This window comes from Nostoc sp. NMS2, assembly GCF_017115105.1.
Classification (GTDB): Bacteria; Cyanobacteriota; Cyanobacteriia; order Cyanobacteriales; family Nostocaceae; genus Nostoc.
Map to the genome: position 1 here is coordinate 25,272 of NZ_JABXKH010000109.1, position 16,058 is coordinate 41,329.

17 protein-coding genes are annotated in these 16,058 nt (G+C 38.8%); 5 read left to right on the top strand and 12 right to left on the bottom strand.

The annotated features are described in order from the left end of the window. Window positions 1-1,022: 1,022 nt before the first annotated feature. Window positions 1,023-1,460 (bottom strand): hypothetical protein, encoded by a 438-nt coding sequence (locus HWQ36_RS19855; RefSeq protein ID WP_292705490.1) that lies wholly within the window; start codon window positions 1,458-1,460, stop codon window positions 1,023-1,025. Window positions 1,461-1,688: 228 nt separating this feature from the next. Between HWQ36_RS19855 and HWQ36_RS19860 the strand changes: the two genes are divergently transcribed. Further along, entirely contained in the window at window positions 1,689-2,225 is a 537-nt protein-coding gene (locus HWQ36_RS19860) for a thermonuclease family protein (RefSeq protein WP_292705491.1), read from the top strand. A 194-nt stretch (window positions 2,226-2,419) separates the two neighbouring features. On the opposite strand, the gene HWQ36_RS19865 is transcribed toward HWQ36_RS19860, so the two are convergent. The 9 genes from HWQ36_RS19865 to HWQ36_RS19905 form a co-directional block, all read right to left on the bottom strand. Then, complete coding sequence (locus HWQ36_RS19865) at window positions 2,420-2,617, bottom strand: hypothetical protein (protein ID WP_292705493.1); 198 nt, start codon at window positions 2,615-2,617, stop codon at window positions 2,420-2,422. Window positions 2,618-2,627: 10 nt separating this feature from the next. Further along, a complete protein-coding gene (hxsC, locus tag HWQ36_RS19870) occupies window positions 2,628-3,794 on the bottom strand; it encodes a His-Xaa-Ser system radical SAM maturase HxsC (RefSeq protein ID WP_292705495.1) in 1,167 nt (388 codons plus the stop codon). Between the two features lie 2 nt (window positions 3,795-3,796). Beyond that, window positions 3,797-5,272 carry a His-Xaa-Ser system radical SAM maturase HxsB gene (gene hxsB, locus HWQ36_RS19875; protein WP_292705497.1) on the bottom strand — a complete coding sequence of 492 codons (1,476 nt, stop codon included), beginning with the start codon at window positions 5,270-5,272 and terminating at the stop codon, window positions 3,797-3,799. A 10-nt stretch (window positions 5,273-5,282) separates the two neighbouring features. After that, on the bottom strand, window positions 5,283-5,615 hold the full coding sequence (hxsD, locus tag HWQ36_RS19880) for a His-Xaa-Ser system protein HxsD (protein WP_292705499.1): 333 nt from the start codon (window positions 5,613-5,615) through the stop codon (window positions 5,283-5,285). Between the two features lie 528 nt (window positions 5,616-6,143). Further along, window positions 6,144-6,434: a His-Xaa-Ser repeat protein HxsA2 gene (gene hxsA2 / locus HWQ36_RS19885; protein WP_179076355.1), complete on the bottom strand. Its 291-nt coding sequence runs from the start codon at window positions 6,432-6,434 to the stop codon at window positions 6,144-6,146. 489 nt (window positions 6,435-6,923) lie between these two features. Further along, window positions 6,924-7,388, bottom strand: a complete 465-nt coding sequence (ybaK, locus tag HWQ36_RS19890) for a Cys-tRNA(Pro) deacylase (protein WP_292705502.1) — start codon at window positions 7,386-7,388, stop codon at window positions 6,924-6,926. 10 nt (window positions 7,389-7,398) lie between these two features. After that, the gene (locus tag HWQ36_RS19895) at window positions 7,399-7,797 is read right to left on the bottom strand and encodes a type II toxin-antitoxin system VapC family toxin (RefSeq protein WP_292705504.1); all 399 of its coding nucleotides are present in this window, start codon (window positions 7,795-7,797) and stop codon (window positions 7,399-7,401) included. Further along, window positions 7,794-8,048, bottom strand: a complete 255-nt coding sequence (locus tag HWQ36_RS19900) for a hypothetical protein (protein ID WP_292705505.1) — start codon at window positions 8,046-8,048, stop codon at window positions 7,794-7,796. Before HWQ36_RS19900 ends, HWQ36_RS19895 begins: the two co-directional genes overlap by 4 nt. Beyond that, a complete protein-coding gene (locus HWQ36_RS19905; RefSeq protein WP_292705507.1) occupies window positions 8,048-8,287 on the bottom strand; it encodes a hypothetical protein in 240 nt (79 codons plus the stop codon). Before HWQ36_RS19905 ends, HWQ36_RS19900 begins: the two co-directional genes overlap by 1 nt. A 14-nt stretch (window positions 8,288-8,301) precedes the next feature. Here HWQ36_RS19905 and HWQ36_RS19910 point away from each other — a divergent pair, with 14 nt between their 5' ends. Both HWQ36_RS19910 and HWQ36_RS19915 read left to right on the top strand, forming a co-directional pair. After that, window positions 8,302-8,478, top strand: coding sequence for a hypothetical protein (locus HWQ36_RS19910; RefSeq protein WP_292705509.1), 177 nt, complete (start codon window positions 8,302-8,304; stop codon window positions 8,476-8,478). Next, window positions 8,471-9,742: a plasmid pRiA4b ORF-3 family protein gene (locus HWQ36_RS19915; RefSeq protein ID WP_292705511.1), complete on the top strand. Its 1,272-nt coding sequence runs from the start codon at window positions 8,471-8,473 to the stop codon at window positions 9,740-9,742. Before HWQ36_RS19910 ends, HWQ36_RS19915 begins: the two co-directional genes overlap by 8 nt. A 110-nt stretch (window positions 9,743-9,852) precedes the next feature. On the opposite strand, the gene HWQ36_RS19920 is transcribed toward HWQ36_RS19915, so the two are convergent. Beyond that, window positions 9,853-14,328, bottom strand: a complete 4,476-nt coding sequence (locus HWQ36_RS19920) for an NACHT domain-containing protein (RefSeq protein WP_292705513.1) — start codon at window positions 14,326-14,328, stop codon at window positions 9,853-9,855. Window positions 14,329-14,649: 321 nt separating this feature from the next. Between HWQ36_RS19920 and HWQ36_RS19925 the strand changes: the two genes are divergently transcribed. Both HWQ36_RS19925 and HWQ36_RS19930 read left to right on the top strand, forming a co-directional pair. Continuing rightward, the gene (locus HWQ36_RS19925) at window positions 14,650-14,928 is read left to right on the top strand and encodes a hypothetical protein (protein ID WP_292705514.1); all 279 of its coding nucleotides are present in this window, start codon (window positions 14,650-14,652) and stop codon (window positions 14,926-14,928) included. 90 nt (window positions 14,929-15,018) lie between these two features. Continuing rightward, entirely contained in the window at window positions 15,019-15,312 is a 294-nt protein-coding gene (locus HWQ36_RS19930; RefSeq protein WP_292705516.1) for a hypothetical protein, read from the top strand. 243 nt (window positions 15,313-15,555) lie between these two features. Here the strand turns inward: HWQ36_RS19930 and HWQ36_RS19935 are convergent, their stop codons facing one another. Beyond that, complete coding sequence (locus HWQ36_RS19935) at window positions 15,556-16,026, bottom strand: hypothetical protein (RefSeq protein WP_292705518.1); 471 nt, start codon at window positions 16,024-16,026, stop codon at window positions 15,556-15,558. Between the last annotated feature and the right edge of the window lie 32 nt (window positions 16,027-16,058).

A 16,058-nucleotide genomic window follows, 5' to 3' on the forward strand; every position in this document is an offset into this window, starting at 1 on the left:
GTTAGAGTTGCTTGATTGGCATCCGTTGTTTACTGGCAAATGTCCCAAATGTGGTGCTGAGTATGAACGCGATTGCACCTCAAGAATACACTGGGATTGTCCAAACTCAGAATGTGGCTGCATGGACGATACTGTGTAGAGCGATCGCCTAGAAAGCGACTAATATTACAGGTCATTACAAATTTCAAGTAAGTGTAGAACCACCGAACGTATTTAGGTAAGCATTAACAGCTTCCTCACCAAGACCGCCAGCTTGAGCATGACGAAGTAGCGTATGTTCGGCATAGCAATACTTATACCCAATAGGGCATTGAATCCTGCAACAACCACTGGTGCTGACAACATAACTGTAAAATAGCAAAGGTATTGAAAAAAATCTGAAATTTTAAGTATCTTGGTCAGGATAACCTTTTCTAGATTTCAGCTTTTTTAGACCGTGTTTTAATATTATTATGAATATGACAGCAAGGGCAAAAGTAATTACTAATAATATTGCTATTGGCAGGGAGCAATTTACTTGAGTTGTACTCCACGAACATAGGAAAAATAGAGTCTGTATCCCAAAGATGCTCCCTAAAATTAAGCTAAATATGCCAATAGCACCAACACATACAAGAATATATCCAGCATTTTTATTTTTGCTCATAAATCCCTGGCTTCTGAGAAAAATTATTTTCTAGTTGCAGTTACACGGCTAGGCGAGTATTCCCAAAATAACAGAATTACAACTCAAGCAATATGCTTAAACGGAAGCAGTGCTAGATTCTGGTGATTACCTTACCTCAGTACGCTTTGGGCAACGCATTGCAGAAGCAACTAAACGTGGCTTAAGTCGTTTTTGACACTTGTATTAAGTTATAGAACCCAAAGTCTCTGACGAAAAATTCTTTTCAAGCCAAAGTTACATTTCTGGAGCGATCGCTTCTTGTGCGTGACTCTGGAGCAAGGATTTTGTTTGAGTCGGATGCGTCAACGCAAGCCAAACCGATGCTATCCGCTACCAAGTGCTGATTGCATACAATTTATTTGCAGTGTTTTTGGAGAAGAGATACGGCTAGTTCATAGCTATTAGGTTGAGTTTGTACTGCATAGGCTTCTCTTTCTAAATCTTGCCTGTGAACATCAGTGTAACGCCTAAAAAAAGGTCGAGCATAATTGCTAGGCTTAATATTTAGACCTAAAACTTTTATTTTCCCTTTTCCTGCACATACCTGTGCAGCATGAACAGCTTCATGAATTATAGTCTGAGTACCAATGTGTAACTCAAACACTACTGGATTGATCCAAATTTTTTTGTCAGCTTCTCTTAATAAACCATAAGCTCCTCGCTTTGGTGGTAACTCAATTACTACTTCAAACCCAAACTTTTCTAATTGCTTTTTTAAATTGAGGAATTTCGATTCAGGATTAGATGTCTGAGATAGAAGAAACAGAGAATTTAATATTAAAAATTTATTCATAAAACTTTAAAGCTTTGAATGACAAGAAAAAGCTGATAAAATACCCCAAAGCTTAACATACTTTTGGCTGGAAATAAAATACATCAATTTGCGAATAATTACAAATTTATTCGCCATTAGAGCTAAAGTTTTATCCTTTGTTTATACATAAACTGTTAAAGAACCTGCTGAATGTTCACTGCGGTTAAAATTGTGGTTTCTTAATATTGCAATACTAGATGTAGCAACATGAAGTCATTGTGGAGAACTCCCATAATTTTAACTGCGGTCGCTGGAGCTATCATCACCGCTATCTTGATTTTCCAAAGAACTAACCAGCCATCCATCGCGCTTACCGAAGAATGGATCGCTACCCAAGTGGCAGATGGGGACAGCATCACAGTTCGTCAAACAGATGGTAGTCAAATGGAGGTTGAGCTTTGTGGAATTGATGCCCCGGAAGTGAAACAAGGTGAAGTGCCAGCACAAGCATTGAGCAATGAAGCAAAAGATAAACTACTCAAGCTAGTCGCTTCTGCCGATAACCAACTAATGATTATTCCAGTAGCAAAAGATAGCGATGGTCGTACTGTTGCTGAAGTGATGGCTCACGGACAGGGTGAGGCTGAGATTAGTTTTCAGGAAGAACTGCTTAAAAGCGGCTTGGCTAAAACGCGACTTGGTGGAGTGGAATGCCCAAACAGGATAGCTTTTGAACAGGCTCAGAAAATAGCGATCGCATCAAAGGCTGGAGTGTGGAGCCAAAGCAACTTAGAGTTGCCTTGAGATTATTGCCAGCATGATCATTAAAACTTGGTAATCTTACTTCTTTGCGCCTTATACCAATTCTGTATAAAGATGCGCCAAATTATATAAGGAACGAACCGCAAAGGGTGCAAAGGAAGAAAGAAAATTTGGCGCAGCTTCACAAAGAAATGGTATTACCACTACCGTATGCTAAAAAGCTTGTTTTATAAAACCTAAGATTTCCACTGTTCTACCAAGCTTTTCTTTTTTAAGGTCACATCTCCTCCAACAAATGCAGGCAACCCTAGAAGCAACCGATATTCATTAACGGTAATAATGCCCTGTCCAAAAGCTTCATCTATTAAATTAGTGTTTTTTATTCCGATTTCTGATAGATTAACAGATTCATTATTAGAACTATTTTCTAACATTGCTTATCTACTATTTAGTAAGGAAAGGTGTTATATTTTCACTATATTTAAACATTGCAGAGCTAAAGAAGCCACCACAGTGGTCTTTTTCAACGCAAGCCTTGCATTCTGACATATATTCGTTTTTCCAGTCAGAAATACTCTTGCGATTGTAAGGATATAAACGTGGATCAAGTAAGCATAACTGGTGATTGTAAACTGAAACAACCATTTTGTTTCGTGTAAGAATTTCAACCGCTTCCACCAACTGTAGCTGATATTGAGTTGGGTCAATCCATAAGTCATCAATGTTAGGACGGGTAAAACCCATCATCTCTAAACCCATAAAAGCGACGTGATCAACAAATAGAAGGTTACGTGCAATAAAGCTAGCCAATTCCGGCAGACGAGAATAAGTTTGTTTGTGAATAACAACTCGAATTTCTACTTGTTGTTTATAGCGTTTTAAATTAAGAATTCCGCGAATTGTCTCATCAAAGGCTCCATCTGCCTGAACAACATAGTCATGAATATTAGAAATGTCTGAATATAAGGGTATCCCAATCATCAAATCAGAGTGCTTGATTTGAGCAATTTGGGAAGCAAGCTGCTCATAGGCAAACTTTCTACCATTGGAAAGCATATGCACAGAAGTTTCAGGCAAATAGTTTTTTAATGCCCTTATCAAAATTAACATATCCTCCCCAAGCATGGTGGGTTCACCTCCTGTAATACCAATTTCCTTACTTTCTCTACTTATTAAAGGAATAGCAGTCAATAGCTCTTTGACTAAGTATCCATCATCTATATTTTTAGGAGGCTGAGAACACATTAAGCAATAGTTGTTACAACGTTCTGTTACTAACAAAGAGTTAGAAGTTGAATGACGGCGGTACATAACACTCAAAGTATGCTGCTCTGGGTCAAAGCGAACTACATCTTCAGCACTCAAATAATGCAGTTCTTCACTTAGGCGAAAACAATTATTAACTTGATTAGTATCATATTTAGTATTATCAATCAAAAAGTAAGCCCTGAAACCTGTGGGTAGTCCACCACAGAGGGGCTGTTTCACTAATAAAATAGCCTCATGCCTTAAAGCAAATGGAAGGTTAATATTGTCGGTTAAACGAGCGATAAAAGCCCCAGATGTCCACTTGCTGATAGATTCAATTTTCCGAGAGTAAAGTTTTAGCATACTTAATTCCTTACCCAACTAAATAGTATTTCCTTGGCTTCTGGGTCATCTTCTAGCAAAGTGATAATATGGCGTAAAATTTCCATATTTTTCTTGCAAAAACCACTAAAAGCCTTATGTCCAACATAATCTCCTTGGGTAGCATGGTGATAAACGGGATCGCTGCCGCAGTAAGCTTGGAAACCGCAATCTTGACACATTGGGCTACTTTCGCACAGTGATTGCTCTAATGGATCGAGAAGCGCATCTGAGAGCATCATTTGCTCATAAGTATCGGTTTGTAAATTACCTAACCTAAATGTTTTATCTCCCATCTCTGCTAACATTCTAGACTCATCTGAAGCGTATACTTCTCCATCATGATTAAAAATGATGGCACTAATACCGATACCAGCTGGTGATTGCAAATCAACATAGGAAGTTCCAAAAGGTGTCAGCATCTTATTTAAAAAGATGCTAGTATAATCCTCAACTAATTGGTATCCTTGTTTATTGATTTGCAGGATATAATCAAGTCCCTTCTTATAAAATTCCAACCACTCTAAAGTAGTGTAGGCTTCATATGTTTTAGTCTTGATTGCAAAACCATAAGGACTTAAAGGCCGCAGAAATATACTGTGGAAGTCTTGACGAATGTACTCATCAATAATTTCTGTTACTCTGGGCAAGCTGGCTTTAGTAGTAGTCATAAGTGCGCCAACTTTATCTATACCTAAAACTGACCGCACTCGCTGAATACCTTGAATGGTTGACTGATAACTATTCATTCCGGGACGAGGACGATTCGCATTATGCAAGTCCTCTGAACCATCAAGAGAAGTAGAGATTAATATATCGTGTTCCAAGCAAAACTGTAAGATTTCTTCATTAATTTGTGAGAGGTTAGTAGCAATAACAAATTGTAGGTTCTTTTGGTGAGTTAAGTTTTTTTGTTTTGCTGCCAAAACAATCTCTTTGATCAAATCAAAGTTAAGTAGTGGCTCACCACCCTGAAACTCGATCTTGATGTTTAGCGCTGGACTTTGGAACGTAAACTCTAATGCCTTGTGAGCATAAGCAGCAGACATATCATAAGCAGTTCTATCATGGCTTTGGCGAGAAACTTGGCAATAAGGACAAGAGTGATCACAGCGCAAGGTTACAACGAACATATGCAGACTGGTAAAGTTAGCAATTTGCATACTTTTAGTCCGGTACTTTAAAGCTAGTAAATCTAAAGCAACCGATGAATCAGCATCTAATAGAAAATGTTTTGATTTAAGCTGGTTGTAGACTATTGAATTGGGAACCAGTAGTTTATGTACAAAGTCCTGTAATAGGTTTTGGGGCAGGACAACATATTCCCCTACTTCATTAGTCAGTACGTATCGCTTGGCATCAAGGCGGATAAAGCGAAACGGTAAGAGTTGATACCCTGATATTAAGCTCTGATTGTAAAAATCTAGAGGTTTAAATCGTTGCGAAACGGGTAATCCCATTTTATTTTAATTAAGTTATTAATGAAGTTTTGGAAAATGCTTGAGCTAGTATTAAGTTGCGTACTGCCTCGCTTTCTTTGGCAATGATTTCTCGCAAGTCTTGATCCATAAGTTCTTCCGAAAAACCAGCAATTACCTCTTGTATTTTCTCGGAAACCGTGGGTTCAGTAAAAGTAAGTAGAACGCATAATTCTTGTTCATGTTTATCTTGTAAAAACACAGAACATTGAGAGGCAAACTTATAAGCTGTCTTTTTAATAGCACTCAGACTGTATAAATCTAAATTGATAAATAGTTTTGCCTGATTACCTTCTATGATAAAACTGTTATCTGATAATGCCATACTTACTAATAATTAAAATAGTGATAATACTGAGAGCTAGGAAAAAACTTTTGGTAAGTGATTGCTATTAACTATTCTCTATTTATACTTACAGATAGCTAGGAAGTTGTATAAGTAAAATTACCACTACTAACCCAACAGGTTTCAAAAAGTCTCGGTTTTTCTTAGTCATAATTGGCTAATTATTTTTTGTTTTTACTTGTGGTATTCAGGCTAATAGCATAGTAGTGAAAAACAACCTTTGCCCTCAGTAATATTACTAGTTGTACTAAATATACAGGCAAATGAGTCTGCTGAATATAGGAATCATATTTGATTTCTGCAAAAAATTACGAGACAATACGGAGGGATGTAGATGTCTAACAGCAAACAACTATCAACCTAGCAACACTGATTATTCAATAATAATCCGATTAGATTTTTTTTAATATAAAATACAAGGGTGGGTTATAGCAAAGCATAACTCACCCTACGTAGATTACAAAAATCAAATATGATTTCTATACATAAATTCTCGTAGCAAGCTACTTACCTACTACTGGAATAATGGGAGCTGTGTGAGCGATGAGAGCTATGAGAACGGTGTGAGTAATGTCTTGCTATTAGTTGTTCTTTGTTTATTCCTGCTGATGGTGCGATCACAAGCTGTTCATCTAAGTTATCACTTTTAGTAACCTGTGCATTCTCTACACTTAATTTACTAAAAGCATTACTCAAACGTTCACTAGAAGCGGCATTTCCTGGTAAAGGAGTTGTACTAAGTAAAGCTGCCACTACTAACCCTACTGGTTTCAGAAATCCTCTATTCTTTTTAGTCATGCTCGGTTATATAATAGAAAAGGTTTGTTGTATGAATATGCAACAGCAGAAAAAATCAAACATCGATCAAGCACCAAATAATTTTTAACACGGTTTTTAAGTAACTTATTCAAAACCTAGACTATTTTTTGCTTGCTGCTTTTCCATACACTTAACACTTTAACTACAGACTTTCATACATAACAACAGTAATATTGACTAAATAGCTTTTCTTAAAAATACTCATCAATCGCATTTAATTCGACTATTTAAGCATATAACTGACCTTAACCTTAGTTGCTTTCGAGCAGTCACAATCTGCCCACGGAATCTTTGCGGTGTAGCTTTCTTTGAGTAGCGATCGCCTTACAGCGCTTCCGGCTATTATGCAATACAGTTTTCCTCTTGCTCCTCTTTTGTCATAGCTTTCAGCTTTGAGGATGTACCTCATAGCCGCCGAAAGTGCTGTATGCTTTCAGAATTTAACTTACGAAAATTTCTGTACTAATTTTATACAATTGCTCCCAATGTGCCATTAACCGCACGTAAATAATCATCTGGGGATAGCAGAAGCAGCATTCCTCGCATTCCACCAGAAACAGTAATCTGCTCAAATAGGGTTGCTGTTTCATCAAGGTAAACTGGATAGTCTTTTTTACTAGCTAAAGCTGTCACACCCCCACGGATGTATCCTGTTAGTGGCTGAACTTCCTTGAGAGCAACTGTCTCAACCTTGCGGTTTCCTGAAATCCGCGCCAAGGCTTTTAAATCTAACTGAGCATTTCCTGGCACAACAGCAAAACAGATACCTGTTGTGTCACCTCTGACTACTAGAGTTTTAAAAACTTGCTCTGGGGGAAGTCCCACTTTATAGGCTGTACTTTCAGCAGCCAGATCGTCAGGGTTAACTTCATAGCTCAGGATTTGGTAGGGAATACCTAGTTTATCCAGTAGTCGAGCAGCATTCGTTTTCATTGCTCTTAACTTACTCCCAATCCTCAATCACCAGTCCACTAACGCGACTAAATTCTCTTGTGTTGTGCGTAACTAATGTTAAGTTATTCACTAGAGCAATTGCCGCAATTTGCAAATCATAAGGCCCAATTGGTGTACCAACCTTCCCTAACTCTGCCCGAATTGTGCCAAAAATCCGAGCCGCCCGATCATCAAAAGGCAAAGATACAAAATTATTTAAGAATGCTTCTTGTAATGTTAAAGTCCGTGTGGGATTATGACTTCGCATTGCACCATAAAATAGTTCGGCTTTTACTACCGAACAAACAACAATATCTGCTGGTGATAGCGATTCTAACCTCTGCCTCACAGCAGACATAGGACGATTCAGATAAACAATACAAGCATTAGTATCTAACAAAAATCTCACTCTAATGGCTCCCTAGTGTCATACTCACCTTGGGGATATCTTTGAATTGGGTCATCTGCTAATGATCCAGCTGTTTGTTCAAAAAATCCGGCTGGCCATCCTAATTCTTGGGGTGTTTTCGGGGGCGCTGATGGTTCTAGCTGTTGATATATTACTGTTACTTCTATTTCTTTGTCTGTTATCCCTGTGGGGATACTAAGGTGTAAAATGCCGTCAGCCCCAACATGAGAACATAACTTAATACTTTGCATTACTGTTTTCTCCTATTCCTTGGTTTATCGAGATTGGGTAGTACCTCATCTATGATGCCGTATTCTTTCTTAATAAAAACCAACAGCTTCTCTTCCACAGCCGTCAAATACAGTCGCTTCAACTCTCCCAAGTGCTTTAAGACAGCATGGGCAGCCTCTTCCAAGTTTTGATTTTCCCATAGCCTATGAATGCGATCGCTTCCTGTGGGAGAAATAGCACCATCGCTGATTAACTGCATCTGCTGAGATTCGGATGAATAAGCCAATTCCTGAGAAATTATCTAGCCAAATCGACGCAGGTGTTAAACTCGCTATGAAAAAAGCTATTGAAAGACACCGCCGTTTAGTAGAATTTATTAGCATTTGGCAAAATGGCCAAGTTGTGAGATTAACCGCCATACAAATTCCTCCTTTCAACTCAGATGAGTAACCTATTTTCCCTCATTCCAGATCAAATCCGAGATAAACTACCACTGACGGAAGATAAAAAAGAACTACTTCAACAGCAAACCATTACTCAAGATATCCCAGGAACAATTCTGCGGGATTTTCAAACTATTTTAGAACTTCTCCAACCCAATGGTGTTGAAGTTAGTAGCACTTATCACCAATTATCGCTTAAGTATCTCCAACAACTTAACTCACAATTGAGTTATCCCATAGATATTAACCTCAAACGTCCTGTACAAAAATCCTATCCTTATATTCACGGTCTTTATTTCCTTCTACGCACCTCTGGACAGTCTCAAGTTATTACCGAAGGTAAAAAGAGCAAGTTAGTTTTAGACCAAAAAATTCTGCAAATTTGGCAAGGATTAAACCACACAGAACAATATTTCACACTGTTAGAATCTTGGTTAGTTTGGGGAGAAAGTGAACTCTTAGGCGACCAAAGAGATATGTTTGACCAAGCATATCGCTGTTTATTATTTTGGCAAAATCTCCCATCATCAGGATTAAAAATTAATAATTACTCAGAACAAGATAAATTAGTTTATTATCCTGGTTTCCACAATCTTGCTCTCTTACATTTATTTGGATTAATTGAACTGACATCAGTCAAACCACAAGCCGCTAAAGGCTGGTGTTTTACTCATGTAAACCCCAAGGCTTGGGGTAATGCTCTCATGGCTGTATTAACAGAAAGTCGCTCAAATATCCAAGTAGAAGATTACGCCACTTTTCGGTTAGATTTTCGCATAGCTTTTGACAATTTAAAACCCTATCTCCAACCCTATTTCCCGGAATGGTCACAAACATTAGTGATTGCAGAAGGCGATTTTACTGAGGGTGTTTATATATTTAAAGCCACTTTACAGGATGCTTGGCGACGGATTGCTATTCCTAGTTACTTCAATTTAGATGAAGTGGCTGCCACAATTGTGCAAGCATTTGATTTTGACCCGGAACACCTCTACAGATTTATTCACAAAGACCGTTTAGGAAGAACTTTGGAATTTAATCATCCTGTTGTCGAAATTTCTCCTGATACCTGCGATTTTCGTTTAGGCGATTTATCCTTAGAGGTAGGCAGTCATTTACAATTTATCTTTGATTTACTGCAAGAATGGGAATTTGATTTATATGTAGAGAAAATTGAACCAGCCAATGACAAAATGAAAAAGCCCAAGATTCTTGAATCTGATGGTGAACCGCCAGCGCAGTATGGTGAAGAGGGAGAAGGCTGGGAATAGATTTGCTGCTGCGATGGGCTACGTTCCGCCGTAGGCGATCCCACAATCCATACGTGTCAGAATTGGCAGTGCGAACGCTCGCCTAAGCATCCTTACATATCTTCTCTGATCTATTCGCCTTCTTCCACTGCACCTAATGCTTTGAGGGTGGCCATTTCGGCTGAAGTTAAACCCTTAATGCCTGTGATGTTCATGCGTTCATAAGGGCGATCGCTTCTCAGGGTTTTTAAACACTCGCCAGTTTCAACATCCCAAATTTTGATTGTTTCATCTTGGCTACCACTAACAAGAATTCTACTGTCAAGAGCAACAGCAATTGACCATACTGCATCTAGGTGTCCATGTAAAGTTTTCAAACATTCACCTATTGTTATGTCCCAAAGTTTTATAGTTTTGTCTGTGCTGCAACTTACTATACTCAAATTATCTCTAAAAATTACTGATGAAACTCCACCATAAAGGTGTGCTTGCCAACTTTCAATACATTCTCCTGTGTTTATGTTCCAACATTTTATTGTTTGATCACGACTGACACTAGCAATCATATTGCCATTGGGACTAAATGCAACAGAATAGACATGATCTGTATGTCCACTAAAAATTTTTATACATTCACTAGTATTTAAATCCCATAGTCGAATTAAGCAGTCATAACCACAACTGACAAGAGTTTTTCCATTAGGACTAAAACTTATTGATTCTACATGGTTCAGATGTCCTGTCAAAGTATTTATACATTGACCTAATTTTATATCCCAAATTTTGATGCTTCCATCAGAACTTGCACTAGCAAGTATTTTCCCATCGGGGCTAAATTTGATAGATCGAACTCTACCAAAATGTCCCTGTAAAATATGAAAACATTCGCCCGTAGTAACATTCCAAAGTCTGATTGTTTTATCATCACTACCACTAGCAAGTATTTTTCCATTTGGACTGAAACTTAATGACCAAGACCATTTCAAGTGTCCGTATAGAGTTTTTAGGCACTTACCTTCGGCTGTAGACCATAACCTAATAATATTTTCTTCACCAGCACTGGCAATAAGTTGACCATCAGGACTAATAATAGTTGACCATATCCGATTATTTCTGTATCCTTGTAAAATTTTGAGACATTTACCTTCTATAACATCCCACAATCTAACAGTTTGATCTTCGCTCCCACTTGCCAAAATTTTACTATCAGGACTGAATACAATTGATGAAATTGATTGATTATGTCCTTCTAAAACTTTTTGGCATATACCTTTATTAACATCCCATAACTTAATTGTCTTATCATCACCAGCACTAGCGATAATTTGATTATCGTGGCTGAAAGCAACTGACTCAATTGCATCGCTATGCCCATATAAAGTCTTAAGACAATTACCTGTGTTTATATCCCAGATACATATAGTTCCATCAGCGCTTCCACTCACAATACTCGTACCATCAGATTTCCAAGAAATAGATTTTATCTGACCAGTATCTCCTTTGAAGATGTTTATACATTCTCCTGTTTTAATATCCCAAAAACATATCTTTTGGGCATTATAATTACTGGTCGCAATTATTTTTCCATCAGGGCTAAAAGCAATTGAATTGACTCTATTAGTATCTTCAAGATTGATTTTTAAATGCTCATCTGAATTAATATCCCACAGACGTATAGTTTCATCTTCGCCTGCACTAGCAATAATTTGCCCGTCTAAACTGAAAGATAATGTTCGTATAGAATTGGTATGTCCTGTTAAAGTTTTTAGAAGTTGACCTGTTTTTAAATCCCATAATTTTATAGTTTTACTTCCCCCAGCAGTGGCAAAAATATTACCATCTGGACTAAAAGCGATTGACCATATCCAAAGAGTATCCGCTTGAAATGCAAAAATTTGTTTCTCTTCTCCTATTTTCCATAGGTAAATTTGACCTATTGAGTCACTTGCCACTAAAAATTTACCGTCAGGACTAAATGCAACACAATGAACTCTGCTAAAAAGTTGAGTAAAAGTTGAATCAACTAAATTCGTTCCGTTAAAATTAACATACTGTAAGCGAGCATTACTAAAATCAGCACCCTTTATTACTGTGTCACTAAAATCTCTCCCTTCCAACGCAGCCTGATCAACTTTCACTGCTAACGTCGCTGCATTCCCGCCAACATAACCCGCTTCATGCTCACTTTTGCCCCGTGTCGCCTCAATAACTTTAATAAGAAACTCGTTATCACCTAACATCGGCAAAAGCAAATCCATCACTGCTTTTGTCAAAGGCACTTTACCAAAAGTCTCTCTCAACTTATTCAAAGGCTCACTTCTAAATTGCCTGAGCGGTGCGTTCCCCAAAGGGGTTGCCGCAGGCATCGCCATACACCCAGTATTATCCAATTGACGCGAAAAATAACCAGACCAAGTATAATCAACAGGCGCTGTACTGCTATCCAAACCTGACTGTGCTTGGGCTAATTCCGTAAAATCGCTAGCCAACGCCCCCAACTCTGCTGCAAATTTATACGCCACAAAAAACTCTAACAGCGATCTATGCGCTGGAGTATAGTCACCATCAGCATTGCGGACAAGCATCGTCTGCGCCATCATGTCATAATGCCAGTGGTCTAAATCCTTCTGTTCTTGAACAACAGAACCAAATAAGTAGCGAATACATTCTGGGAACAGCCGATAATTCAGGCTCATTTGGTCGTTAGACAGCATTTCCCAAGACAACTCGCACAGAAAATACAGCTTATCTGCAAGGGAAGTAAAAGTACGCTCCGCTTTGATGTCCCGTTCCATCTTGCGCCGTACTGCATACAAGTAAACCCGTGACATATCCACAGGTTTACCCGCCTCAATATCTGGCAATGCTTCTAAAATTAATTCAGTCATCACCGGGCGACGGGCTAAATCTAATAATTGCGGATTGCCTATTACTTGTTCAACTGTTGCTGGTTCAGCTTGGTATGACAATAACTGCCGAATTTGTTCGTCGTTAAATTTCTCCAGTTCCAAGACTTCAAATTGAGGTGTTTCGCCAGTTAATTTTTTAGTTGATGCTTGTAGTTCTGCATTTAGTAAAGCACGTCCTTCCTTCGCCTCTGGAAAATGCTCAGTACGACAGGTGAGGATGACTTTAGCACTGGGAACTACCACCTTCGCCAGTTCCCAAAAGTTGTTAATCATCTGTTGGCGGTCAACTTTTGCTGCCATTTCGTCAAAGCCATCGAAAATGAGCAGCAACTTACCCATGCGGTTGAGTTGGTCAAAGACTTCGCTGTTGATGCGGATATTGTGTTGGGTAAAAAAGAAACCTGCCAAAACATTCTCAACATTTAGTGCTTTGGCAAAGTCACGCAAGGTAATTACCAAAGGTAGACGGGGACGTTCAACGCCACGTTTTTGAGCATCGCGGTAACGTTCCAATGCTGTCCAAGCATAGTGAAAGACAAACCAAGTTTTACCTGTACCAAATTCTCCCAAAATTGAAATATGCTCTTTGGCAGGGTCATCCAGCCACAAATCGATGTAACCATCAATCCAGCCGTCCTCTTCCTCATATCGACTCACCCCAATTCGCCGCTTAGTAATTGGCTCAATTTCTTCTTTAGTACAAGCAAGCGGTACATACTTGGTATCAATTTTTCGACGTTTGATTTCTACTTCTAACCAGTCGAGATAACTATTAAAGTCAGCATCTAAGTCAATCAGTTCGTCAAATGTAAAGCAGTCAAGGCGATGATTTTCTTCCTTCTTGACTTCATCCCTTGCTGCGCGGGAAATCCGGCGGGTAGTTACCAACCATCCTTCATCAGTTTTTTGTTCTTCAACTGAGGAACGCAACGCCATGACATCACTCAGTCCCACCTCTCCTGCAACGCCACGTATAAGAATACGGTCATAACTGCGACGTACTGGGATGTGAATTATCCATTCAAAATATTCCTCTGCCCAGATTTCATATTTTTCAAAGTCATAGCCCAAGGTTTCAAACCATCCTCGCATCTGCTGGGCAAGTGCGATCGCTCTACATTGATTTTCAGTTGCAGTTCCTGGTAGTGCGGGATAATTCTCTACTGCCAACCTTGCTATTTCTGTCCGAATTCCCTCCAGCGTTGGCAATCTTTCCAGTTGTTCTTGGATACAAGCAATCCTTTTATGTAGAGAACTAATTTTCTGGTTTAGCAAAACATCAGAGGGTGTGCGAGTGCGTTTCGCAACTTCAATAAATACAGTTGCAAATTCAGCCACTTCTCGCCTGACATCAAGTTCCAAACTACTGATGTCATCACCCAAGGTATAGGTATCTAGAAAAGCATCAACCTCAGAAAGGAGAATTGAGGGGTTATTGTGGTCTAATGCTGTGCGAAAAGCTTGTTTAATTGCTGGTTGTCGGAACAATTCGAGCAATGGCTTAGGTTTGCCAACACCGTACTCTACCAAGGCGTAAGCGTAAACACCACTAAAATCAGCAGGTGGATGCTCTGGATCGAGGTGAAATTGCTGGAGTAACTTAATTACAGTCTCCGAACGCAGAATTTTTTCTTTAATTAAAGGGTTGGCAATGCTAGTAATTGCGTTGAAGACCAGATCCAGGTTAATTAAGCTCATTAGAATACTCCGAAAGCACAGAGCTATCTTGCTAACTATGGGTTAATTTTACTTACTGTTACAAATAATATACCGCCAAAAACAGTTTTATTTTATACTTTCTCAATGATTCTCGAAAGAATACATTTAATAACTGTTAACTGTAATCTACTAGGCGATCGCTTTGCTCCTCCTGTTCAACAATATTTTTTCAGAGTTGATTGCAAAGTAGATTTTGGAAGTAGTTGATAACTGCTTCAGCGTAGTTCGCCACAGTCATCCCTCCCATTCCATCACTTAAGGTATATTTGCGGGTATTCGTCGCATCAAATTAAATTAACAATGATGAAAAGACCACAAACTGTCAAATCATTGGAAGAATTAGGTCGAGTACGTTTGTCAAAAAACTTTTTTATGCGTGATTTTCTGCACTCAGAAATTTCTCAAATTGAAGGGATTCCAAATATACCAGATAATCCTGATTTGGCGATCGCCTCCGGTAAAAGTCTTTGTGAGCAAGTTCTAGAACCAATTCAAAAAGCTTTCGGAAGAATCAGCATTCGCTCTGGATATCGGTCATCTGCTGTCAATGCTAAAGGTGCAGAAAATAAAAACCAATAGAATTGTGCTAGTAACGAATCTAACTATGCAGTTCATATCTGGGATGTTCCAGACGCTAAAGGTTATATGGGTGCTACAGCCTGCATTATTGTGAATTCTTTCATTGATTATTATGAGAAAACTGCCGATTGGACAGCCTTAGCATGGTGGATTCACGATTACATTGATTATTACAATGCAATCACCTTTTTTCCCAAGTATGCTGCGTTCAATATTGGTTGGTCTGAAAATCCCGAATCCAGAAAACTATACATTTACAGCTATATCCCTAATCCTTACACAAGCAAAAAGGGATATTTAACACGTTTAGGCGCAGAAAATTATTCAGGTTCACATAAACAGTTTTATGAAGAGTTGACAACGCAGTTAGCTATTACACTTTAACTTCAGACTCTAGAAGGCTCAAAAGTTTTTCTTCCAACTCAGTTAGATAAGGACGATTCACCTTCCCCAACGACTGCAACAGACTTTTGACAGTCTCCAAAGAGTGAATCGGAATATATTTGAGCAAGGAAGGCGATTGCTAATCTCCAGAACCTGCTGACACTCCTGGGGTAGGTCGTTGAAAAACTTCATGTGCTGCAACCTAATTGTGTACTCCCCATGCCACATACAAAAAGCATTACATCAATCCAATCCCAAATTTCTCATCGCTTTCCACAAATTAGGTCGTCGCTTATGCTGGACTTTCCATTGGGACAACAAACTATCATAATTCTGCGGTGCTAACTCCTTCAAGGCAGACATCCATTGTGCATTTTTCGTATAATCCGAGCTTTGAGACGAGTCCGGTCTGGGTACAAAGTTGTGTAAGTTTGCTTGCCAATAAGCCATCACTCTTTCCCACAAATCAGGGGGTGCATATTCTTGGAGATACGTTCTCCTAGAAATATCATCTCGTGTCGATAGTTGGTTTGGCAGAATCACAACCTCATAAAACTTTGGGTAGGGGGATTTTCCCTGATACTTTATCTCGGTCAAATCTTTCGTTAACAAATGTAAAACACTATATGGTATTGAGCCGAGATACGTGTAAAAACCTGCAAGATGGTCTGGAAAGCCTTGTTGTATATAGCTTTCATCGATTTTGGCTTCCATCCTTATAAGGCTTTCCACATAGTGGACAAAAT